18 protein-coding genes are annotated in these 21,546 nt (G+C 58.9%); 7 read left to right on the forward strand and 11 right to left on the reverse strand.

Annotated elements, in window-relative coordinates:
• Positions 1-5 precede the first annotated feature (5 nt).
• Both secA and mutT read left to right on the forward strand, forming a co-directional pair.
• On the forward strand, positions 6-2,726 hold the full coding sequence (gene secA, locus I6L35_RS08230; RefSeq protein WP_216979985.1) for a preprotein translocase subunit SecA: 2,721 nt from the start codon (positions 6-8) through the stop codon (positions 2,724-2,726).
• A 74-nt stretch (positions 2,727-2,800) separates the two neighbouring features.
• Complete coding sequence (mutT, locus tag I6L35_RS08235; RefSeq protein ID WP_042053534.1) at positions 2,801-3,205, forward strand: 8-oxo-dGTP diphosphatase MutT; 405 nt, start codon at positions 2,801-2,803, stop codon at positions 3,203-3,205.
• Positions 3,206-3,282: 77 nt separating this feature from the next.
• On the opposite strand, the gene yacG is transcribed toward mutT, so the two are convergent.
• The 9 genes from yacG to I6L35_RS08280 form a co-directional block, all read right to left on the reverse strand.
• Complete coding sequence (gene yacG, locus I6L35_RS08240; protein WP_042649030.1) at positions 3,283-3,477, reverse strand: DNA gyrase inhibitor YacG; 195 nt, start codon at positions 3,475-3,477, stop codon at positions 3,283-3,285.
• Between the two features lie 9 nt (positions 3,478-3,486).
• The gene (gene zapD / locus I6L35_RS08245; RefSeq protein ID WP_201298769.1) at positions 3,487-4,209 is read right to left on the reverse strand and encodes a cell division protein ZapD; all 723 of its coding nucleotides are present in this window, start codon (positions 4,207-4,209) and stop codon (positions 3,487-3,489) included.
• Between the two features lie 37 nt (positions 4,210-4,246).
• Complete coding sequence (gene coaE / locus I6L35_RS08250) at positions 4,247-4,861, reverse strand: dephospho-CoA kinase (protein ID WP_216979986.1); 615 nt, start codon at positions 4,859-4,861, stop codon at positions 4,247-4,249.
• 13 nt (positions 4,862-4,874) lie between these two features.
• Entirely contained in the window at positions 4,875-5,747 is an 873-nt protein-coding gene (locus I6L35_RS08255) for an A24 family peptidase (protein ID WP_216979988.1), read from the reverse strand.
• Between the two features lie 61 nt (positions 5,748-5,808).
• Complete coding sequence (locus I6L35_RS08260) at positions 5,809-7,050, reverse strand: type II secretion system F family protein (RefSeq protein WP_216952200.1); 1,242 nt, start codon at positions 7,048-7,050, stop codon at positions 5,809-5,811.
• A 129-nt stretch (positions 7,051-7,179) separates the two neighbouring features.
• Positions 7,180-8,886, reverse strand: coding sequence for a PilB family type IVa pilus assembly ATPase TapB (tapB, locus tag I6L35_RS08265; RefSeq protein ID WP_216979990.1), 1,707 nt, complete (start codon positions 8,884-8,886; stop codon positions 7,180-7,182).
• Positions 8,887-8,892: 6 nt separating this feature from the next.
• Entirely contained in the window at positions 8,893-9,306 is a 414-nt protein-coding gene (locus tag I6L35_RS08270) for a prepilin-type N-terminal cleavage/methylation domain-containing protein (RefSeq protein ID WP_216980257.1), read from the reverse strand.
• Between the two features lie 326 nt (positions 9,307-9,632).
• Entirely contained in the window at positions 9,633-10,496 is an 864-nt protein-coding gene (gene nadC, locus I6L35_RS08275) for a carboxylating nicotinate-nucleotide diphosphorylase (protein WP_216979992.1), read from the reverse strand.
• 3 nt (positions 10,497-10,499) lie between these two features.
• Positions 10,500-10,970, reverse strand: a complete 471-nt coding sequence (locus I6L35_RS08280; RefSeq protein WP_005336129.1) for a TIGR02281 family clan AA aspartic protease — start codon at positions 10,968-10,970, stop codon at positions 10,500-10,502.
• A 130-nt stretch (positions 10,971-11,100) separates the two neighbouring features.
• Between I6L35_RS08280 and ampD the strand changes: the two genes are divergently transcribed.
• The 5 genes from ampD (at position 11,101) to lpdA (ending at position 19,044) form a co-directional block, all read left to right on the forward strand.
• Positions 11,101-11,676: a 1,6-anhydro-N-acetylmuramyl-L-alanine amidase AmpD gene (ampD, locus tag I6L35_RS08285; RefSeq protein ID WP_216979993.1), complete on the forward strand. Its 576-nt coding sequence runs from the start codon at positions 11,101-11,103 to the stop codon at positions 11,674-11,676.
• 278 nt (positions 11,677-11,954) lie between these two features.
• Complete coding sequence (pdhR, locus tag I6L35_RS08290; protein ID WP_005341670.1) at positions 11,955-12,719, forward strand: pyruvate dehydrogenase complex transcriptional repressor PdhR; 765 nt, start codon at positions 11,955-11,957, stop codon at positions 12,717-12,719.
• A 79-nt stretch (positions 12,720-12,798) separates the two neighbouring features.
• Positions 12,799-15,459, forward strand: coding sequence for a pyruvate dehydrogenase (acetyl-transferring), homodimeric type (gene aceE / locus I6L35_RS08295; RefSeq protein WP_216979995.1), 2,661 nt, complete (start codon positions 12,799-12,801; stop codon positions 15,457-15,459).
• Positions 15,460-15,578: 119 nt separating this feature from the next.
• The gene (gene aceF / locus I6L35_RS08300; protein ID WP_216979996.1) at positions 15,579-17,468 is read left to right on the forward strand and encodes a pyruvate dehydrogenase complex dihydrolipoyllysine-residue acetyltransferase; all 1,890 of its coding nucleotides are present in this window, start codon (positions 15,579-15,581) and stop codon (positions 17,466-17,468) included.
• 148 nt (positions 17,469-17,616) lie between these two features.
• Positions 17,617-19,044: a dihydrolipoyl dehydrogenase gene (gene lpdA / locus I6L35_RS08305; RefSeq protein ID WP_005336123.1), complete on the forward strand. Its 1,428-nt coding sequence runs from the start codon at positions 17,617-17,619 to the stop codon at positions 19,042-19,044.
• 70 nt (positions 19,045-19,114) lie between these two features.
• Here lpdA and I6L35_RS08310 read toward each other — a convergent pair whose 3' ends face one another.
• Together I6L35_RS08310 and I6L35_RS08315 are read right to left on the reverse strand one after the other, a co-directional pair.
• On the reverse strand, positions 19,115-19,297 hold the full coding sequence (locus tag I6L35_RS08310; RefSeq protein ID WP_005341657.1) for a hypothetical protein: 183 nt from the start codon (positions 19,295-19,297) through the stop codon (positions 19,115-19,117).
• Between the two features lie 143 nt (positions 19,298-19,440).
• Positions 19,441-21,351, reverse strand: coding sequence for a methyl-accepting chemotaxis protein (locus I6L35_RS08315; RefSeq protein WP_216979997.1), 1,911 nt, complete (start codon positions 21,349-21,351; stop codon positions 19,441-19,443).
• Between the last annotated feature and the right edge of the window lie 195 nt (positions 21,352-21,546).

A 21,546-nucleotide genomic window follows, 5' to 3' on the forward strand; every position in this document is an offset into this window, starting at 1 on the left:
TACCCATGATTAGCACACTGCTTACCAAGATTATCGGCAGCCGGAACGACAGAACGCTCAAGGCTTTGCGCAAAATTGTAAAACAGATCAATGCCATGGAGCCGCAGTTCGAGGCTCTCTCCGATTCCGAGTTGCAGGCCAAAACGGCTGAATACCGTCAGCGTATCGAGCAGGGCGAGACTCTGGAGCAGTTGCTGCCGGAAGCGTTCGCGACTGTGCGTGAAGCCTCCAAGCGGGTGTTCGGCATGCGTCACTTCGACGTACAGCTGATCGGCGGTATGGTGCTGAACTCCAACCGCATTGCAGAAATGAAGACAGGTGAAGGTAAGACCCTGACCGCGACCCTGCCGGCCTACCTGAATGCCCTGAGCGGTCGTGGCGTGCACGTGGTGACCGTGAACGACTACTTGGCCAAGCGTGATGCGGAAGCTAACCGTCCGCTGTTTGCTTTCCTCGGCATGACCGTTGCGTGCAACGTGCCCGGCATGGATGCGTCCCAGAAGCGTGACGCCTACGCTGCCGATATCACCTACGGTACCAACAACGAATTCGGTTTCGACTACCTGCGTGACAACATGGCGTTCTCGCCGGAGCAGCGCGTACAGCGCCCGCTTAACTACGCGCTGGTGGACGAGGTTGACTCGGTGCTTATCGATGAAGCCCGTACTCCGCTCATCATCTCCGGCCCGGCCGAAGACAGCTCAGAGCTCTATATTCGCGTCAACAAGCTGATCCCGCTGCTGGTCAAGCAGGACAAGGAAGACACCGAAGAGTACACCGGTGACGGTCACTACACGGTGGACGAGAAGAACCGTCAGGCCCTGCTGACCGAAAACGGCCAGATCTTCGTGGAAGAGCTGCTCAAGAAAGAGGGGCTGCTGGACGAGAACGACTCCCTGTTCTCCGCCTCAAACATCAGCCTGCTGCACCACGTCAACGCCGGTCTGCGTGCTCATACCCTGTTCGAGCGCAATGTGGACTACATCGTCCAGAAGGACGAGATCGTCATCGTCGATGAGCACACCGGTCGTACCATGCCGGGTCGTCGCTGGTCCGATGGTCTGCATCAGGCCGTTGAAGCAAAGGAAGGGGTGAAGATCCAGAACGAGAACCAGACGCTGGCATCTATCACCTTCCAGAACTACTTCCGTCTCTACAACAAGCTGGCGGGGATGACCGGTACTGCAGATACCGAAGCCTTTGAATTCCAACAGATTTATGGCCTGGATACCGTGGTTATCCCGACCAACAAGCCGATGGTGCGCAAGGACATGGGCGATCTGGTCTACCTGACCGCCAATGAGAAGTATGCTGCCATCGTCAAGGATATTCGCGAGTGTGTGGAGCGCGGCCAGCCGGTGCTGGTGGGTACCGTCTCCATCGAAAACTCAGAGCTGCTCTCCGGCATCCTGACCAAGGAGAAGATCCCGCATCAGGTACTGAACGCCAAGTTCCACGCCATGGAGGCGGAGATCGTTGCCCAGGCAGGCCAGACTGGTGCTGTCACCATCGCCACCAACATGGCCGGTCGTGGTACCGATATCGTGTTGGGCGGCAACTGGCAGGCAGAGATCGCCAAGCTGGAGAACCCGACCGAGGAGCAGATTGCCGAGCTGAAAGCGGCCTGGCAGGTGCGCCACGATGCCGTGCTGGCCGCCGGTGGTCTGCACATTATCGGTACCGAGCGTCACGAATCCCGTCGTATCGACAACCAGCTGCGCGGCCGTTCCGGTCGTCAGGGTGACCCGGGTTCCTCCCGCTTTTACCTCTCCATGGAAGATACCCTGATGCGGATCTTCGCTTCCGATCGCGTCACCGGCATGATGAAGAAGCTGGGCATGGAAGAGGGCGAAGCCATCGAACACCCCTGGGTCACCAAGGCGATCGAAAATGCCCAGCGCAAGGTGGAAGGTCGCAACTTCGACATCCGCAAGAGCTTGCTGGAGTTTGACGACGTGGCCAACGACCAGCGCAAGGTGGTGTACGAGCAGCGTAACGAGCTGCTGGATACCAACGACATCTCCGAGACCATCCACGTTATCCGTGATGATGTCTACGGCAGCGTGATCGATGAGTATATCCCGCCCCAGTCTCTGGAAGAGATGTGGGATGTACCGGGTCTGGAAGCGCGCCTGAAGGCCGATTTCGCGCTGGATCTGCCGCTGCAGCAGTGGCTGGCGGAAGATGACAAGCTTTACGAAGAGAAGCTGCGCGAGCGCATTCTGGACGAAGCCACCAAGCTCTATGCCCACAAGGAGGAGCTGGTTGGCAAAGAGGTGCTGCGCAACTTCGAGAAGGCGGTGATGCTGCAAACTCTGGATGGTTTGTGGAAAGAGCATCTGGCGGCCATGGATCACCTGCGTCAGGGCATCCATCTGCGCGGCTACGCCCAGAAGAACCCCAAGCAGGAGTACAAGCGTGAATCCTTCGATCTGTTCACCCAGATGCTGGAAACCCTCAAGCGCGACGTGGTCAGCATCCTGAGCCGGGTTCAGGTGCAGGAGCGCGATGTAGAGGCGATGGAAGAGCAGCAGCGCCAGCAGGCGGAAGCCGCTCCCCGTACCTACACCCACGCTGCTGCCGAGAACCAGCTGGCGGACGAAGAGGAAAGTGCTGCCGAGGGTCACACCACCTTCGTGCGTGACGAGCAGAAGATCGGCCGCAACGATCCCTGCCCGTGCGGCTCCGGCAAGAAGTACAAGCATTGCCACGGTCAGTTGACCTGATCGACGCTATGCCATAACAGGCGGGCCAAGTGCCCGCCTTGTTATTGGTGGCAACAAGCGAACAGAGGTAATTGATGGAACAGAAAAAACGGATCTGGGTGGCGGTTGGCGTCATCGAGAATGAACGGGGCGATATCTTCATCGCCAGACGCTCCTCCGATCGCCATCAGGGGGATCGCTGGGAGTTTCCCGGTGGCAAGGTGGAGTCGGGCGAGGATCTGCTCACCGCGCTGGATCGGGAGCTGTGGGAAGAGATCGGCATCCGGGTATTGGATTGTGCTCCCTTCATGGAACTGCAACACGACTACCCCGAGAAGCAGGTATTGCTGGATATCTGGAAGGTGACTCGTTTCAGCGGTGAGCCGTTCGGCAAAGAGGGGCAGGAGTGCCTGTGGGTGCCGGTGGCCGAGCTGAACAACTACCACTTCCCCGATGCCAATGGCCCGATTGTAGCTCGGCTACAGGGTCTGCTGGCGTGAGCCGGTAGCAATCAACAAGCATGAAAAAAGGGCCAATCGGCCCTTTTTTCATGTTGCAGAGGTGCGTGACCAGGGGCTTACAGCCACTGATCGCCCTCTTCCGGCTCCGGCAGCAGATCCGGGTTGATCTCCCCCGGGATCCGCTTCTCTTCATCGGCCCACTCGCCGAGATCGATCAGCTGGCAGCGCTTGCTGCAGAAGGGGCGGAACGGACTCTGCGGGCCCCACTCCACTTCGTTCTGACAGGTCGGACACTTTACCTTGGTGACCATAAGCCCTCCTTAGCAGCAGGCGAGCTGGAATGGCACATCGCCAATCGGCTGTTCGCCGGTTGGCAGGAAGCGCAGTGCAAAGCGGTTCTTGTGGCCGCTCAGGGTCGGGTAGCAGAACAGATTGCCCGGCAGCTTGATACGGATCAGCTCGGCGCTCTCGGCGGTGTCCTGGAAGAAACCGTTGCTAGCAACCTGTTCACTGAAGCTGCCTGATTCGCGCCACAGGCGCAGCAGCAGAGTGATGGCATTCATCAGCAGGTTGATATCGCTCAGCCAGCCCTGCATCTGCTGGTGACGGGTGATGGCCGGGGTTCCGAGCCAGTGGTGCAGCTGCGGCACATCGAAGGCACACAGGCCACCCGGGATGGAGAAACGCTGGCGGATGGAGCCGAGCAGACGATCCTCTTTCAGGCGGGCACCCGGGCGTGGTGAATTGAGCAGGTTGCGGGAGAGCTGGCTGCTCTCTTGCTGCATCAGCTTGATCTGCTCCAGATCGACGTCGGGCAGGCTGGCCCAGTGGCTCAGACGCTGGCCGAGACGCTCCAGATCCTTGATGAGGTCGGCGCGTAGGTCACCACGCTCCAGCAACTCCTGCAGATCGAACAGCCCCTTGAAGAAGGCGATATGTGCCCAGGATTGTTCACTCTCCAGATTGTCGCGGATCTGGGAAAACAGGGACTCCAGACGCAGGTAGGTCCGGCTTTTTTCATTGAGGGGGAAATCGTAAATCATGCCTAATCCTGGCCAGCCATAAACCGGCCTAGTGTACTCACACTTGGCGGGCTTGTTGAGAGGCAATTGCCAGATATGTCTCGTGCAGTGCCAAAATCCGCGTTTTAATCGCCATTTCGCTGTCATTGTGGTTTTCGATGACATCATCCGCCACAGCTAGCCGTTCTGTCCGGCTCGCCTGAGCAGCGATGATGGCTTTGGCCTGCTCGGTGCTGACGCCATCCCGACGGCAGGTTCGCTCAATCTGGGTGGCTTCGTCCACATCGATCACCAGCACCCGGTTGGCGAGGCCGGTGAGTTTGTTCTCCACCAGCAGCGGCACCACCAGCAGGCAGTAAGGTGAACTGGCCGCGGCGCACTGGCGCAGCATTTCGCTGCGAATCAGCGGGTGGAGCAAAGCATTGAGCCACTCCTTGGCCTGTGGGTTACTGAAGACCCGCTCGCGCAGGGCGCGACGGTCGAGTTGACCGCTCGGATCAATCACATCCGGGCCAAAATGGTCGGTGATGGCGGCAAGGGCCGGGGTGCCCGGCTCGACCACTTCGCGGGCGATCACATCTGCATCCACCACCTCGATACCCAGCGCGGCAAACTGATTGGCGATAGTTGTCTTGCCGCTGCCGATACCACCTGTGATAGCAACTACATACATGGGGGCCTCTTGCTCAAAGCAGGGTAGAAAGATACCAGCGGGTGATGGTATCGCCCCACAGCAGGGCAATCCAGCCCGCGATGGCGAGGTAGGGGCCGAAGGGGATGGGCTTACTCTGATGGTGTTTGTGCAAAGCGATCAGACTGATGCCGATCACGGCGCCGACCAGGGATGAGAGCAGCAGAATTATGGGCAGCGCCTGCCAGCCGAGCCAGGCGCCCAGCGCCGCCAGCAGCTTGAAGTCGCCATATCCCATCCCCTCCTTGCCGGTGAGCAGCTTGAAAGCCCAGTAGAGGCTCCAGAGCACCAGATAGCCCGCCATGGCGCCAATCACTGCATCAGCCAAGGGGACGAAGCCACCTGCCAGATTGAACAGCAGCCCGCTCCACAGCAGGGGCAGGGTGAGCTGGTCTGGCAACAACATCTTGTCGAGATCGATAAAGGTGAGGGCGACCAGTACCCAGGTCAGCAGCAGGGCGGCCAGCGTGCCCCAGCCTGGTGTAATCACCATGGCAACAGCAACCGAGAGCAGGGCGGTCAGCAGCTCCACCAGTGGATAGCGGGCCGAGATGGGGGCCTGACAGCCGCGGCAACGCCCCTTGAGCCAGAGCCAGCTCAACAGCGGGATGTTTTCCAGCGCAGTGATGGCGTGGCCACAGTGAGGGCATGCGGAGCGGGGGACCATCAGGTTGTAGCGCTCTGGCGCAGTGGCCTCCTCATCGGGGGAAAAGTAGCCGCGATACTCGGCCTGCCACTCCCGCTCCAGCATGATGGGCAAGCGGTGGATCACCACGTTGAGGAAACTGCCGATCATCAGGGAAAAGATAAAAACCAGCGAGAAATAGAGCCAAGGCAAGCCGTGAGCCAGCTCGAGAAGAAGTGTCATAACCAACCGTCAGTTATTAAATGAGGGGAAGGGCATGGTTGTGGCGCCATGCCCTGATGAATCAGCCCACCACGTCGCCAAGCTTGAAGATGGGCAAGTACATGGCAATAACCATGCCGCCGACCAGCACCCCCAGCACCACCATGATGAGGGGTTCCAACAAGCTGGTGAGGCCATCGACCAGGTCGTCCACCTCTTGCTCGAAGATGGTGGCAACTTTGGAGAGCATATCATCGATGGCACCGGACTCCTCGCCGATCATCACCATCTGGATCACCATGTCCGGGAAGAGATCGACGGTGCGCATTGCCACGTTGATCTGCATACCGGCCACCACCTCGTTGCGAATGGCCATAACGGCGGTGCGATAGACATAGTTGCCGGAGGCACCTGCTGCCGAAATCAGCGCATCCACCAGCGGGATACCGGCGGAGAAGGTGGTCGACAGGGTGCGGGCAAAGCGGGCCATCGCTGCCTTGTGCAGGATCATCCCGACTACCGGAATGGTGAGCACAAACTTGTCGGTATTGTCCCTTACCTTCTGGGAGGCGCGCCAGGCGCGCACATAGAGGAAGATGGCGAGCGCAGCTCCGCCAAAGAAGACATACCACCAGTTCTGCATAAAGCGTGAGATGCCGATGACAAACTGGGTGAACACCGGCAGCTCGGCGCCAAAGCTCTTGAAGATATCCTCGAACTGGGGGATGACGAATAGCAGCAGGATGGAAGTCACCACTATGGCCACCAGAATAACCATGGTGGGATAGAACATGGCCTTCTTGATCTTCGACTTGAGCGCTTCCGACTTTTCCCGATAGGTGGCGATACGGTCGTAGATGGTCTCCAGCGCACCGGATTGCTCCCCCGCCTCAACCAGATCGCAGTAGAGATCGTCAAAATGGCGAGGGTGGCGGCGCAACGCCTCCGACATGGGGGTTCCGGTCTCAACATCGGAGGCGATCTCACCCATCAGCTCGCGCATGGCGGCTTTCTCGTGGCTGCGGGCGATGATCTGCAGGCTCTGTACTAGTGGTACGCCGGCGGAGAGCATGGTGGTGATCTGGCGGGAGATAATCGCGATATCCATCGGCTTGATCTTGGCGCCGCCCTTGGAGAAGAGCCCCTGGGATTTTTTGGCCACCTTGGTGACGTTTACCCCCTGCTTGCGCAGCTCCGCCTTGACGGTATTGATGCTGTCAGCCTGCAGCTCGCCGGAGACCTTCTGCCCCTTGCGATTGACCCCGTGCCAGCGGAAGGCGAAGACTTTTTTCGGGGGGGTGTTCTTTTTCGTTAGGGTTGCCATCTTTGCATCCTGCAATTGGGCGGATGGTCAGGGAGCCCCTGAACCATCTGACCTGATAAATATCCTCAAACGGCTTGGCACCATCTGGTCGCTTGCTGGTAGATCATCTTGCTCGCATCTTGGCGAGGTTTAATTGGTGGTGACCCGGTTGACCTCGGCCAGGCTGGTGACACCGAGCCGAGCCTTCTCCAGTCCCGAGGTGCGCAGGGTGCGCATGCCCTCTTTCTGGGCAATCGCCGCAATTTGCAGGGAGTTGGCCCCCTGCATGATCAATTTTGCGATATTTTCCGACATTAGCATGATTTCGTAGATGCCGACTCGCCCCTTGTAGCCACCGGAACACTCCTTGCAACCAACCGGTTTGAACAGTCGCAAGCCGGCTGCCAGCTGCTGTGGGGTAAAACCCAGTTCCAGCAGCTCGGCTTCCGGCACTACCTCCGGCGCCTTGCAGTGGTCGCAAAGCTTGCGGGCCAGCCGCTGGGCCATGATCAGGGTGACCGAAGAGGCAATATTGAAGGCGGGCACCCCCATATTCATCATCCGGGTCAGGGTTTCGGCAGCCGAGTTGGTATGCAGGGTTGAGAGCACCAGGTGGCCGGTTTGTGCCGCCTTTATGGCGATCTCGGCGGTTTCGAGATCCCGTATCTCCCCCACCATCACCACATCCGGATCTTGCCGCAAGAAGGAGCGCAGGGCGCTGGCAAAGGTGAGCCCCGCCTTGGGGTTGACCTGTACCTGGTTGACGCCCGGCAGATTGATCTCCACCGGATCTTCGGCGGTGGAGATGTTTACCTCGGTGGTGTTGAGAATATTGAGGCCGGTATAGAGCGAGACCGTCTTGCCCGAGCCGGTGGGGCCGGTGACCAGTATCATCCCCTGCGGTTTCGAGAGGGCTCGCAGGTACTGTGCCTTCTGGCGGTCGTCAAAGCCAAGCTGCTCGATATTGAGGCGGGCCGCCGAGGAGTCGAGCAGACGGATAACGATCTTCTCCCCCCACATGGTGGGCAGGGTGTTGACCCGCATATCCATCGACTTGTTGCGCGATAGCTTCAATTTGATGCGGCCATCCTGCGGCAGCCGCCGCTCGGCGATATCGAGCCGCGCCATCACCTTGAGGCGGGCAGAGAAGCGGTTGGCCAGATTGACCGGCGGGGTAGCGATTTCGTGCAGAATACCGTCGATGCGAAAGCGCACCCGATATTTGAACTCATAGGGCTCGAAGTGCAGGTCGGAGGCACCGCGCTTGATGGCATCCATCAGGATCTTGTTGATGTACTTGACGATGGGGGCGTCGTCATCGGCGGTATTGACGCTCTCGTCCAGCCGGCTGTTCTCGTCGCTTACCTCGAGGTCGGAGATCTCGGCCTCGTCGATATCCTCCATGCCGAGGGCGTCGTTTTCGCTCTCCAGCAGCTTGCCGATGGCGGCGGTAAGCTTGTTCTCCTCCACCAGCAGCGCTTCGGTATGAAGGCCGAAACTGAAGCCAAAGTCCTCCAGGGCCGAGACATTGGTCGGATCCGACATGGCGATATAGAGGGTGTGGCCCTGGGTATAGATGGGCAGGACGTGGTGTTTCTCAATCAGCTTCTGATTGAGGTACTTCTGCGGGATCTCGGCCAAATCGAAGGCGGCAAGATCCAGCAGAGGTACCCCATACTCCAGCTCGCAAAAATCGGCGAGCGCCTTGCTGTCGAGGATGTCGTTTTCTATCAGAAAGGTGACAAAAGGTTTACGCTGGGCCTTCGCCTGGCTTAGATAGCGCTGGGACTCCTCTTCACTGATCAGTGAAGAGGCGGCCAGGCTTAACGCCAGGCCGCTATTAGGGCTAGAGGTCATAAATGCTCATGAGCAGTTATTGGTGGCACCAGATGTCGGTCCCCACAATACTCGACCATTATCAAGAACAGGGGTCAGACTAATTTGGCATCCATTGGTGCCATCGCCGGTGTCAGGGGTGCCCTCTCCGGTAATTACTCCATTATTCACATCCATATTAACAACTTTGCTTGTGCCACTGGCCCCAGATATTGCAGCGGGAATGCCTTTAGTTCCAGCATCACACCCAATTAATGTTTGTGTAGACTGAGCACATACTTCTACGCCGGTCTTATAGCCACCAGTAGCTGCAACCACTTCAGTCGCCCTTGCTCGTCGAGTGTAATCTTGATACGCCGGCAGCGCTACCGCCGCCAGAATGGCCACGATCGCGACCACGATCATCAATTCAATAAGGGTAAAGCCTGATTGTTTCTTCATTTTACTGTTCATGAAAAATATCCTTTTATCCTTGGTTCCTGGGAAGTGCCGGTGGAAAATCATCTGCACGTCAGTATCTTATCCGAGCTGTCAGGGGTGGCAACAGAGATTGTCTATTTTGTTAATCACACTTCTTTCATTTAGCAAAAACTTGATGCGTGTCATAAAAGAAGTGGCCTCCTATGACTCTTTATATTGCCGGAATCGGGTCCGTCTTAACACTCCTTTGCCGAGGGATCCTGCATAAAGAAAAGGCGCCCATGGCGCCTTTTGCAAGTTGTTTGTCCGGTTAGGCCGAGTATTTGCTCAGGTCCCGGTAATTTGGCTCACTGCTGGATAAAACGCATGGAGAGATCGAGCGCCCGCACATGCTTGGTGAGCGCCCCGACCGAGATAAAATCGACGCCGGTGGCAGCGAACTCGGCCAGGGTGTCCAGCGTCACATTACCGGAAACTTCCAGCTTGGCGCGCCCCTGATTAATGGCGACTGCTTCCCGCATCATGGCCACGTCGAAATTGTCGAGCATCACAATATCGGCATTGGCCGCCAGTGCCTGTTCCAGTTCTGCCAGTGATTCCACTTCCACCTCCACCGGTTTGCCCGGATTGAGCCGACGAGCCTCGCTAATTGCCTCGGCGATGCCGCCACAGGCGAGGATATGGTTCTCTTTGATGAGATAGGCGTCGTAGAGGCCGATGCGGTGGTTTTTGCCGCCGCCACAGGTGACCGCATACTTCTGGGCGGTGCGTAGCCCAGGAATGGTCTTGCGGGTGTCGAGCAGGCGGCAGTCGGTGCCCTCCAGCTCTGCCACATAGCGAGCGGTGAGGGTGGCGACGCCTGAGAGGGTCTGGACAAAGTTCAGCGCATTGCGCTCGCCGGTCAGCAGCCGGCGGGCAGGGCCGTGGAGGCGGAACAGCTCCTGATTGGGGGAGAGCACTTCCCCATCCTGCACCTTCCACTCCACCTTCACGTCGCCGCCGAGTTGTACGAACACTTCATCCACCCAGGGCTGGCCGCAGAACACACCGGCCTCACGGGTGATGACCCGGGCGCTGGCCATCCGGTCGGCCGGGATCAGCTGGGCGGTGATATCGGCACTGGCGTCCGGTTGGTCCAGCGTGGTGAGGGCATCGCCCAGATCTTCGAGTAGTGCGGCGCGCACGGCGCGGCTGACATCCTGTTGAAACATGCCTTATTCCTGCAAGGGTCTGAGCAGCAGTTGCCGCTCCTTTTGAACCAGCTCCAGCCGACCGAGGGCGTTCATGCCAACCAGCACTTCGTCACCGTCTGCCGCCGGATTGATAAAGATGGCCAGATCGTACAAGGTCAATGGCCCCATCGCCAGCGTTTCGATGGTGCCGTTGCCGACCCGGATCTGCCCCGCAGCGGTATTGACCTGGCTGCTGCCATAAGCTGTCAGGCCGAGGCGCTCGGCAACCTGTTGCGGGATGGTGATGCGTGTAGCGCCGGTATCGAGCAGCAGTTGCACCGGTTGGCCGTTGATGGCACCCTCCAGACGATAGTGGCCACTCTGGTCGGCCCGCAGCAACAGCTCGCCGCTGGCGGTGACGCTCGGTTGGTTGCGGGAGTGAAAATAGAGGGTCAGCAGGCCCATCAAAGAGAGCCAGGCCAGTAACCACATCCAGCGTGCCGTGTGCTGCATACCCCATCCATATCGAGCGGAAGATGACTCAGCCTAACATACCATTTCCCGTTGATTCAGTGAGTTGGTGTCGGGTTGCCTATCAGGTATCTTCGTTTTTTCGCCATTTAGCAGCCAACTCGAGTAGCCGATGACTCAACTCCCTTCGCAACCTTGTTTCTCTATCGATGCTGCTGGCTGGTGCCAGCAGGCGCGCCGGGTGCCTTCTCCTCACCACAACGAGCGGGCCGTGCCGGACGATATCTCCCTGCTGGTGGTGCATGGCATCAGCCTGCCGCCGGGGGAGTTTGGTGGCCCCTTTATCGACGATCTTTTTATGGGGCGGCTCGACCCCGATGCCCACCCCTATTTTGCCGGTATCCATCAGTTGCGGGTTTCGGCCCATTGCTTGATCCGCCGTGATGGCGAGTTGGTGCAGTATGTGCCGTTTGGCGCACGCGCCTGGCATGCTGGTATCTCGAGCTGGCAGGGGAGAGAGGCATGCAATGACTTCTCCATCGGCATCGAGCTGGAAGGGACCGACGAGACCCCCTACACCGAGGCTCAATATCGGGCACTGGTAGGGCTCACTCGAGCCATTTCAGAACGCTATCCGGCGATTACCCGCGAAAAAATTGTCGGTCATTGCGACATAGCGCCAGGGCGCAAGACGGATCCCGGTGCCAGTTTTCAGTGGGATTACTACTGGCAACTACTAAACAGCTAAAGTAAATATTCAAATTTAGTTTGGATTTTAAAATCAATGGCTTGCCGATCTGGCAGGCCATTTTTGCCTCTGGTTGCACATATGTTATTTGTGAGCGTGGTCAAGAATATTGGTCAGACCATTTTCTATGAGCTAAATCATGTTTCCTCTGCTTTACCCCTTAAGTGGTGGGGGTGATTCTTGACTCAGATCATCTTTTGAGTGGACTTTTCAAAAGGCCTCTGCTAATTTTCGCCCCATCCATGAAATTGGTAATACCAATTTAACAAAGTAGCCTCATGCCCTATCGCAAGATTACGCAACCCAAGTTGGCCGACTCCATTGTCGCCGAGCTGGAACAGATGATTCTGGAAGGCAGCCTGCAGCCGGGGCAGAAATTGCCTCCCGAGCGGGAACTCGCCATCCAGTTTCAGGTATCGCGCCCCTCCCTGCGCGAAGCCATCCAGCGGCTGGAAGCGCGCGGGTTGCTTTATCGCCGTCAGGGCGGCGGCACTTATGTGCAGAATGCCCTGAGCAAGGGGATGGCCGATCCTCTGTTCGAACTGCTCAGTACTCACCCGGAAGCCCGGTATGACCTGCTGGAGTTTCGCCACGCGCTGGAGGGCATCTGTGCCTACTACGCCGCCTTGCGGGGAACCGGGTCTGATTTCGAGCGCATTCGTCAGGTACAAATCACCATCGAAGAGGCGGGCCAGTCGGGCTCGCTGGTGGCCGAATCGGCAGCCGTCACCCAGTTTTATCTGGCGGTGGCCGAGGCGTCCCACAACGTGGTGCTGCTGCACCTGCTGCGGGCCATGAGCCCCATGCTCGAGCAGAACATTCTGCAGAATAACGAGATTTTGAATCGCCGCCCGGGAGTGGTAGCCAAGATACGTCGCCATCGCGCGAATCTGATCGAGGCTATTCTTTCGGGGGCTCCGGAGCGGGCCAGAACAGCTTGTCATGAGCATCTGGCCTTTATCGAGGACACCTTGTTGGATATGCAGAGGGAAGACAGCCGGATCCAGCGATCCATGCGTCGGATCCGTCAGCAGGAAAACTAATCCCACAAGGCTTTATTGTCGAATGCTTGCGCCCTTCGCCGTGCAATGCCGTGCAATCACAACAACATAGGAACCAGCCATGTCTGATATCCTGAAGAACGATGTGGACCCGATAGAAACGCTGGAGTGGCTTGCCTCTCTGGAATCCCTGCTGCGTGAAGAGGGTCCGCAACGCGCTCAGTTCATCCTTGAACAGTTGGCCGAGAAAGCCCGCGCAAGCGGTGTGGACGTGGCTGCCAAGGCAAATCGCGATTACATCAACACCATCCCGTCCAGCGATGAGCCGGACTACCCGGGTGACCTGGAGATGGAACGCCGCATTCGCGCCATCATCCGCTGGAACGCCATGATGATCGTGCTGCGCGCCTCCAAGAAAGACCTGGACCTGGGTGGTCACATGTCTTCCTTCGCTTCTTCTGCGACCATCTATGATGTCTGCTTCAACCACTTCTTCCGTGCTCGCAACGAGAAGGATGGTGGCGATCTGGTTTACTTCCAGGGTCACATTTCCCCGGGCATCTATGCTCGCGCCTTTGCTGAGGGTCGTCTGACCGAAGAGCAGCTGGACAACTTCCGTCAGGAAGTGGACGGCAAGGGTCTGCCTTCCTATCCGCACCCGAAACTGATGCCGGACTTCTGGCAGTTCCCGACCGTCTCCATGGGTCTGGGCCCCATCGCCGCCATCTATCAGGCTCGCTTCCTGAAGTACCTGACCGACCGTGGCATCAAGGATTGCTCCGAGCAGACCGTTTACGCCTTCCTGGGTGACGGCGAGATGGACGAGCCGGAAGCCAAGGGTGCCCTGACTGTTGCCGTGCGTGAAAAGCTCGACAACCTGGTGTTCGTGGTTAACTGCAACCTGCAGCGTCTGGATGGTCCGGTTGTCGGTAACGGCAAGGTCATCAACGAGCTGGAAGGCCTGTTCGCTGGCGCCGGTTGGGACGTGACCAAGGTTATCTGGGGTCGCAAGTGGGATGAGCTGCTGAAGAAAGACACTTCCGGCAAGCTGATCCAGCTGATGAACGAGACTGTGGACGGTGACTACCAGACCATGAAGTCCCGCGACGGTGGCTACATCCGCGAGCACTTCTTCAACCGTTATCCGGAAACTGCCGCGCTGGTCAAAGACATGACCGACGAGGAGATCTTCGCTCTGAACCGCGGTGGTCACGATCCTCGCAAACTGTTCGCTGCATTCAACAAGGCGACCCAGACCAAGGGCAAGCCGACCGTTATTCTGGCCAAGACCATCAAGGGTTACGGTATGGGTGAAGCGGCCGAAGGCAAGAACATCGCTCACCAGGTCAAGAAGATGGAGCTGGACTCCGTGCGTCACCTGCGTGACCGCTTCAACCTGCCGGTGGCCGACGAGCAGCTGGCCGATCTGCCGTACCTGAAGATCGAAGAGGGCAGTGAAGAGCACAAGTACCTGCATGCTCGTCGTGCAGCCCTGAAAGGCTATCTGCCGACCCGTCTGCGCGAAAGCACCACCAAGCTGGAAATCCCGGCGCTGGATGCCTTCGGCCCGCTGTTGGGCGAGCAGGCGCGCGAAATCTCCACCACCATGGCGTTCGTGCGTTCCCTGAACGTGATGCTGAAAGACAAGTCCATCGGCAAGCGTATCGTTCCGATCCTCGCTGACGAAGCCCGTACCTTCGGTATGGAAGGTCTGTTCCGCCAGATCGGTATCTACAGCCCGCACGGTCAGCAGTACACCCCGCAAGACCGCGACATCGTCTCCTACTACAAGGAAGACAAGCAGGGTCAGGTTCTGCAAGACGGTATCAACGAGCTGGGCGCCATGTCCTCCTGGCTGGCTGCTGCGACCTCTTACAGCACCAACGATTGCCCGATGATCCCGTTCTACATCTACTACTCCATGTTCGGCTTCCAGCGGATCGGCGACATGGCGTGGGCAGCCGGTGACCAGCAAGCCCGTGGCTTCCTGCTGGGTGCGACCTCCGGTCGTACTACCCTGAACGGCGAAGGTCTGCAGCACGAAGATGGTCACAGCCACATCCTGGCGAACACCATCCCGAACTGCATCTCCTACGACCCGTCCTACGCCTATGAAGTAGCGGTGATCGTACAGGACGGCCTGCGCCGCATGTACGGTGAGAACCCGGAGAACGTGTTCTACTACATCACCACCCTGAACGAGAACTATGCCATGCCGGCCATGCCGGAAGGCGCCGAGGAAGGCATCCGCAAGGGTATCTACAAGCTGGAATCCGTAGCCGGTGCCAAGGCGAAAGTTCAGCTGCTGGGCTGTGGTTCTATCCTGGGTCACGTGCGCAAGGCTGCCCAGATCCTGGCCAGCGAGTACGGCATCGGTTCCGATGTGTTCAGCGTCACCTCCTTCAACGAACTGGCCCGTGACGGTCAGGACGCGGATCGCTGGAACATGCTGCACCCGACCGCCGAAGCTCGCGTACCCTACATCGCTCAGGTACTGGGTTCCGAAGCCACCATCGCTGCGACCGACTACATGAAGTCCTTCGCCGATCAGGTTCGCGCCTTCGTTCCGACCGAGAACTACCGCGTGCTGGGTACCGACGGTTACGGCCGTTCCGACAGCCGTGCCAACCTGCGTCGTCACTTCGAAGTGAACGAGTTCTACGTGGTGGTTGCTGCTCTGACCGAACTGGCCAAGCGCGGCGAGCTCGACAAGCAGGTTGTGGCCGACGCCATCGCCAAGTACGGCATCGATGCCGACAAGGTCAACCCGCTGTACGCGTAAGTGGATCAAGGGTTGCGCCGTCATGCGGCGCGACCTTGCCAGGGTTTAAAACGGTTAACGCGAGATGTGCGTGGCGGCATCAGCCAGCCACGCGGATCGACGCAAGAGGATAAAGCACAATGTCCAAACAGATTATGGTGCCGGATATCGGCGCCGATGAGGTTGAAGTCACCGAGATCATGGTGGCCGTGGGCGACAAGGTCGAGCTGGACCAGTCCATTATCGCGGTAGAAGGCGACAAGGCCTCCATGGAAGTACCGGCCCCGTCAGCCGGTATCGTCAAAGAGATCCTGATCAAGGTGGGCGACAAGGTTGCCACCGGTTCCCAGATCATGATCTTCGAAGCCGAAGGCGCTGCAGCCCCTGCTGAAGTGGCTGCACCGGTTGCTGCTGCTCCGGCCGTCGCACCTGCCGCTGCCGTGCGCAAAGATGTGCACGTACCGGACATCGGTGACGACGAAGTGGACGTGACTGAAATCATGGTTGCCGTCGGCGACATGGTAGAAGCTGACCAGTCCATCATCGCCGTGGAAGGTGACAAGGCCTCCATGGAAGTACCGGCACCGTTCGCAGGCCGCGTAGTCGAGATCAAGGTTGCCGCTGGTGCCAAGGTCTCTACCGGCTCTCTGGTGATGGTATTTGAAGTGGCTGGCGCTGCGCCTGCTGCCGTTGCTGCTCCGGCCCAAGCTGCCGCGCCCGTGGCTGCTGCCCCGGTTGCCGCTGCTGCCAAAGAGGTCAACGTACCGGATATCGGTGGCGATGAGGTGGAAGTCACCGAGATCATGGTTGCCGTGGGTGACAAGGTTGAAGCCGATCAGTCCCTGATCGCCGTGGAAGGTGACAAGGCCTCCATGGAAGTGCCTGCTCCGTTCGCCGGTGTGGTCAAAGAGATCAAGGTGAAGGCGGGTGACAAGGTCTCCACCGGTTCCCTGATCATGGTCTTCGAAGTAGCTGGCGCTGCTCCTGCTGCCGCGCCGGTTGCTCAAGCTGCCGCTCCGGTCGCTGCAGCCCCTGTTGCCGCTGCTCCGGCTCCGGTTGCCCAGGCTGCTGCCGCTGCGACCGATTTCGTTGCCAACGATGCCTATGTACACGCCTCCCCGGCAGTACGCCGTCTGGCGCGCGAGTTTGGCGTCAACTTGGCCAAGGTGAAAGCCTCCGGTCGCAAGGGCCGCATCGTCAAAGAAGACGTACAAGCCTACGTGAAGGATGCCATCAAGCGTGCCGAGTCCGCTCCTGCCTCTGCCGGCGTAGCCGGTGGCAACGGTCTGGGCGTACTGCCGTGGCCGAAGGTAGACTTCAGCAAGTTTGGTGATGTGGAAGAGGTCGAGCTGACCCGCATCCAGAAGATCTCCGGTCCGAACCTGCACCGCAACTGGGTCATGATCCCTCATGTCACCCAGTTCGACGAAGCCGATACCACCGAGCTGGAAGCGTTCCGCAAAGAGCAGAACGCGATGCTCGAGAAGCAGAAGGCTGACGTGAAGATCACCCCGCTGGTGTTCATCCTGAAAGCCGCCGCCAAGGCGCTGGAAGCTCACCCGCGCTTCTGCAGCTCCCTGTCCGAAGATGGCAGCAAGCTGATCATGAAGAAGTACATCCACATCGGTGTGGCGGTAGATACCCCCAACGGTCTGGTTGTGCCCGTGGTGCGCGATGTTAACAAGAAGGGCATCATGGAGCTGTCTCGCGATCTGGCCGAGATCTCCAAGAAGGCCCGTGCCGGCAAGCTGACCGCTGCCGACATGCAGGGCGGTTGCTTCACCATCTCCAGCCTGGGTGGCATCGGCGGTACCAGCTTTACCCCGATCGTCAACGCGCCGGAAGTGGCTATCCTCGGTGTTTCCAAGTCCGAGATGAAGCCGAAGTGGAACGGTAAAGAGTTCGCGCCGCGCCTGATGCTGCCGCTGGCTCTGAGCTACGACCACCGCGTGATCGATGGTGCCGATGGGGCTCGCTTCATCACCACCATGAACGGCGTGCTGTCCGACATTCGTCGACTGGTCCTGTAAGTGAGAGGGCGGGCCCAGAGCCTGCCCTTTTTACTTCTCATTTCATTAACATGATCGTAAACTTGCCCCGTTTTTTTCACGGCTGCAGCCACCCGTTTCGGTATAAGACTGCGCTGTCCGGGGATATAAGAACGACAAAGAGGTCATGATGAGTAAAGAAATCAAAACCCAGGTCGTAGTACTGGGTGCTGGCCCTGCCGGTTATTCCGCTGCTTTCCGTGCAGCCGATCTGGGTCTGGATACTATTATCGTCGAGCGTTACTCCACCCTGGGTGGCGTCTGCCTGAACGTGGGCTGCATCCCCTCCAAGGCGCTGCTGCACGTTGCAAAAGTGATTGAAGAAGCCAAGGCGCTGGCCGAGCACGGCATCGTCTTCGGTGCACCGCAGACCGACATCGACAAGATCCGTCTGTGGAAAGAGAAGGTTATCAACCAGCTGACCGGCGGTCTGGCTGGCATGGCCAAGATGCGTAAAGTTCAGGTTGTTAACGGCTTGGGTAAATTTACCGGCCCGAACACCCTTGAAGTGGAAGGTGCCGACGGCAAGACTACCGTGACCTTCGACAACGCCATCATCGCGGCCGGTTCCCGTCCGGTGAAACTGCCGTTCATCCCCCACGATGACCCGCGCGTATGGGACTCTACCGATGCGCTGGAGCTGAAAACCGTTCCTGGCAAACTGCTGGTTATCGGTGGCGGCATCATCGGTCTGGAGATGGGTACCGTTTACTCCTCTCTGGGTTCCGAGATCGACGTGGTGGAATTTGCCGACCAGCTGGTTCCGGCGGCCGACAAAGACATCGTCAAGATCTACACCAAGCGCGTGGCCAAGAAATTCAACATCATGCTGGAGACCAAGGTCACAGCAGTTGAAGCGCGCGAAGACGGCCTGTATGTCTCCTATGAAGGCAAGCACGCTCCGGCCGAGCCGGTTCGTTACGACAACGTGCTGGTTGCCGTAGGTCGTGTGCCGAACGGCAAGATGCTGGATGCCGAGAAGGCAGGCGTTGCCGTGACCGAGCGCGGTTTCATCGAGGTGGACAAGCAGCTGCGTACCAACGTGGCTCACATCCACGCCATCGGTGACATCGTTGGCCAGCCGATGCTGGCACACAAAGGTGTTCACGAAGGTCACGTTGCCGCTGAAGTTATCGCCGGCAAGAAGCACTACTTCGACCCGAAAGTGATCCCGTCCATCGCCTACACCGAGCCAGAGATGGCATGGGTTGGTCTGACCGAGAAGGAAGCCAAGCAACAGGGCCTGAACTTCGAAGTTGCCACCTTCCCGTGGGCTGCTTCCGGCCGCGCCATTGCGTCCGACTGTTCCGACGGTATGACCAAGCTGATCTTCGACAAGGAGAGCGGCCGGGTTATCGGTGGTGCCATCGTCGGTACCAACGGTGGTGAACTGCTGGGTGAAATCGGTCTGGCCATCGAGATGGGTGCGGACGCCGAAGATATCGCGCTGACCATCCATGCTCACCCGACTCTGCACGAGTCTGTGGGTCTGGCTGCCGAAGTATTCGAAGGCTCCATCACCGACCTGCCGAACGCCAAGGCCAAGAAGAAAAAGTAATTTTCTTCCCCGCTTGTCTAAAAAGCCGCTCGAATGAGCGGCTTTTTGTTTTTTAGCGTCTGCAGGTGGTTTAACAGCGCCCCTTCTTGGCCTGACCGGGCGGGCAGAAGGTGCCATAACCGCCACCACTGCCGTCGCTGACCCGGATCCGGGTATCATCCACGCTCACGTCGGCGCCGTGTACTCGTACCGGCCCGCTGCTGCAGGCGCTGAGCACTCCCCCCAGCAATATCATTACGATCAGCTTGCCCATAACTCCTCCTCATATTTCCCTGATTATGAGGCATTTCGAGAGCCGCATAACGGCGGTTGAATGGCCGTGCGTCACCGTTTGCCGTGGCTATGACAGAGGGCGCCGCAGCGCCCTCTGGTGAGTCTTCATAAGTGGGATGCAGACTACAGCCGGAAGTTGCCAACCAGCTTGTCCAGCTGACCGGAGAGCTGCTGCAGGCTGCGGCTCGATTCGGTCAGCTGGTGGGCGATATCGGCGGTCTCCATGGTGAGCTGGTTGATGTCTTCCACGTTGCGGTTGATCTCGCCGACCACGCTGGACTGCTCCTCGGTGGCGGTGGCGACCTGGATATTCATGTCGTTGATCTGGGTGATGTGGGCGGTGATCTGGCCGAGGGCGGCGTTGGCCTCATCGGCCTGGCTCACCACCTCCAGACTCTGGTTGCGCCCCTGTGCCATGGCGCTGACGGCGCGGGCACTCTGCTCCTGCAAGCGGTTGATCATCCCCTGGATCTCGGCGGTCGAGGCGGCGGAGCGGTTGGCCAGATTGCGCACTTCATCTGCCACCACGGCGAAACCGCGACCCTGTTCACCGGCGCGAGCGGCCTCGATAGCAGCGTTCAGTGCCAGCAGGTTGGTCTGCTCCGAGATGCTGCGGATGGTTTCGAGGATGCTGCCGATGGAGTCGGTCTGGCTCGCCAGCGACTCGATAACCCCTGCCACCTGCTCAATCTCGCCGGAGAGGCCGACGATGCCGTGGCGTGCCTGTGCCACCACGACCGCCCCTGCATCGGCCTGATCGTTGGCCTGTCTGGCTACTTCTGCTGCCAGCGAAGCGTTACCGGCGATCTCGCTCACCGTAGCGCCCATTTCGTGGATGGCGGTGGCCACCTGCACGGTACGGTCGCGCTGGGCGGTACAGTTGTGCTGGGTCAGTTGGGCCTTGGTTGCCACTTCATTGGCAGTGGCCGCGAGCTGGCGAGAGTTCTCCGCCACCTGCTCGATGGAGCCGTGGATCTTGGCGACGAAGTTGTTGAAGCCGGTGGCGACCTGACTCAGCTCGTCACGTCCTTCCACTTTCAGGCGCTGGGTAAGATCCCCATCGCCGCTACCCAGCTCCTTGAACAGGCGGGCCAGCTCATTGAGCGGACGGCTGACCGAGCCGGACAGCAGCATCCCCATCAGCCCCATGGCCAGCGCGATGACCAGCGAGATCATCAGGATCTCGTTGCGGGTCTGATCCAGTTCGGCATAGATCTCGGCTGCCGGCACCTGGGCTACCAGATACCAGTCGAGCAGCGGGATATAGCTGCTGGCCAGTACCATGGGCTCACCATTCACTTCGGCGTTGATGACGGCAAAGGGGCGTTTGGCCAGCAGGCTGCCGGTATCGCCGCTGGCAATGCTGCCAAGGGTGTCACGCTCGATGCGGTTGGCCTCGGGATGAAGCTTCACCTTGCCACTGCCATCGACCATAAAGACGATGCCACTCTCTTCCAGCCGGAAGTTGGCGACCATGGTCACCATAGTGTCGAGGGATTTGGCAAAGCCGGCCAACCCGCGCCCGTTGAGTTGCTGGAAGTTGACGAACAGCTTCACCTCGCCGTTGCTCTCGCGGAAGATGCTGAGGGTCATCTCCTTCTGGCTCTTGGTGTAGTCATAGAACCAGGCGTCCTGTGCGGGGGTCAGGTTGCGCAGAAAGCCATCCTGGTTGTAGTAGGCGGCGGTTTGGCGATCGGCGAAAGAGGCAGTCACCAGACCATACTGGTTGGCTACATCCTTGAGTTGGTTGATGAGGATTGACTCCTGCTCTTTGGGCATGCCCCGATCCACCCAGTCGAGGATGAAACGGTCGGTGGCCAGTTGGCGTGCGGCCTGGGCGATGCCGTGGAGATCCTGTTCTATCTCCTTGCTGATCCGCTGGGTCAGGTTGGGCAGCTCCTGCTCGAACATCCGGGTTTCGATCAGTTGCTGGGCCGAGCGTTGGCTGAAGTAGCCTACCAGCAGGCAGGAGACGACCACGGCCAGAGTGACCGTCGCCACTATTTTCTGTTTGAGAGTGAGGGTTGCCAGCATAAAGGTGCTCAAAAGGTTGAGGTTGACGACCCTCATATTAGCGGCCGTACTCTGCCACTCATGAGTCCGGGGATGCCTTTATTTTCGGATTACGTTTGCGCTCACAGGGGCGACGGCGCCCCCCTCCGGCATGCTGCACACGCGGGATGTGGATTGACGGTTGCGCTAACTGCCCGGCCCCTTATAGTAGAGGCC

This window comes from Aeromonas sp. FDAARGOS 1405 (genome assembly GCF_019048265.1).
GTDB classification, from domain to species: domain Bacteria; phylum Pseudomonadota; class Gammaproteobacteria; order Enterobacterales; family Aeromonadaceae; genus Aeromonas; species Aeromonas veronii_A.

What these genes read in the sequence shown, in the direction of transcription:
- I6L35_RS08270 (WP_216980257.1), bottom strand. Translation starts at nt 9,306, where the DNA reads ATGAAGAAACAATCAGGCTTTACCCTTATTGAATTGATGATCGTGGTC.
- nadC (WP_216979992.1), bottom strand. Translation starts at nt 10,496, where the DNA reads ATGTTTCAACAGGATGTCAGCCGCGCCGTGCGCGCCGCACTACTCGAA.
- I6L35_RS08260 (WP_216952200.1), bottom strand. Translation starts at nt 7,050, where the DNA reads ATGGCAACCCTAACGAAAAAGAACACCCCCCCGAAAAAAGTCTTCGCC.
- tapB (WP_216979990.1), bottom strand. Translation starts at nt 8,886, where the DNA reads ATGACCTCTAGCCCTAATAGCGGCCTGGCGTTAAGCCTGGCCGCCTCT.
- aceF (WP_216979996.1), top strand. Translation starts at nt 15,579, where the DNA reads ATGTCCAAACAGATTATGGTGCCGGATATCGGCGCCGATGAGGTTGAA.
- I6L35_RS08280 (WP_005336129.1), bottom strand. Translation starts at nt 10,970, where the DNA reads ATGCAGCACACGGCACGCTGGATGTGGTTACTGGCCTGGCTCTCTTTG.
- secA (WP_216979985.1), top strand. Translation starts at nt 6, where the DNA reads ATGATTAGCACACTGCTTACCAAGATTATCGGCAGCCGGAACGACAGA.
- pdhR (WP_005341670.1), top strand. Translation starts at nt 11,955, where the DNA reads ATGCCCTATCGCAAGATTACGCAACCCAAGTTGGCCGACTCCATTGTC.
- yacG (WP_042649030.1), bottom strand. Translation starts at nt 3,477, where the DNA reads ATGGTCACCAAGGTAAAGTGTCCGACCTGTCAGAACGAAGTGGAGTGG.
- ampD (WP_216979993.1), top strand. Translation starts at nt 11,101, where the DNA reads ATGACTCAACTCCCTTCGCAACCTTGTTTCTCTATCGATGCTGCTGGC.
- coaE (WP_216979986.1), bottom strand. Translation starts at nt 4,861, where the DNA reads ATGTATGTAGTTGCTATCACAGGTGGTATCGGCAGCGGCAAGACAACT.
- mutT (WP_042053534.1), top strand. Translation starts at nt 2,801, where the DNA reads ATGGAACAGAAAAAACGGATCTGGGTGGCGGTTGGCGTCATCGAGAAT.
- lpdA (WP_005336123.1), top strand. Translation starts at nt 17,617, where the DNA reads ATGAGTAAAGAAATCAAAACCCAGGTCGTAGTACTGGGTGCTGGCCCT.
- I6L35_RS08315 (WP_216979997.1), bottom strand. Translation starts at nt 21,351, where the DNA reads ATGCTGGCAACCCTCACTCTCAAACAGAAAATAGTGGCGACGGTCACT.
- I6L35_RS08310 (WP_005341657.1), bottom strand. Translation starts at nt 19,297, where the DNA reads ATGGGCAAGCTGATCGTAATGATATTGCTGGGGGGAGTGCTCAGCGCC.
- aceE (WP_216979995.1), top strand. Translation starts at nt 12,799, where the DNA reads ATGTCTGATATCCTGAAGAACGATGTGGACCCGATAGAAACGCTGGAG.
- I6L35_RS08255 (WP_216979988.1), bottom strand. Translation starts at nt 5,747, where the DNA reads ATGACACTTCTTCTCGAGCTGGCTCACGGCTTGCCTTGGCTCTATTTC.
- zapD (WP_201298769.1), bottom strand. Translation starts at nt 4,209, where the DNA reads ATGATTTACGATTTCCCCCTCAATGAAAAAAGCCGGACCTACCTGCGT.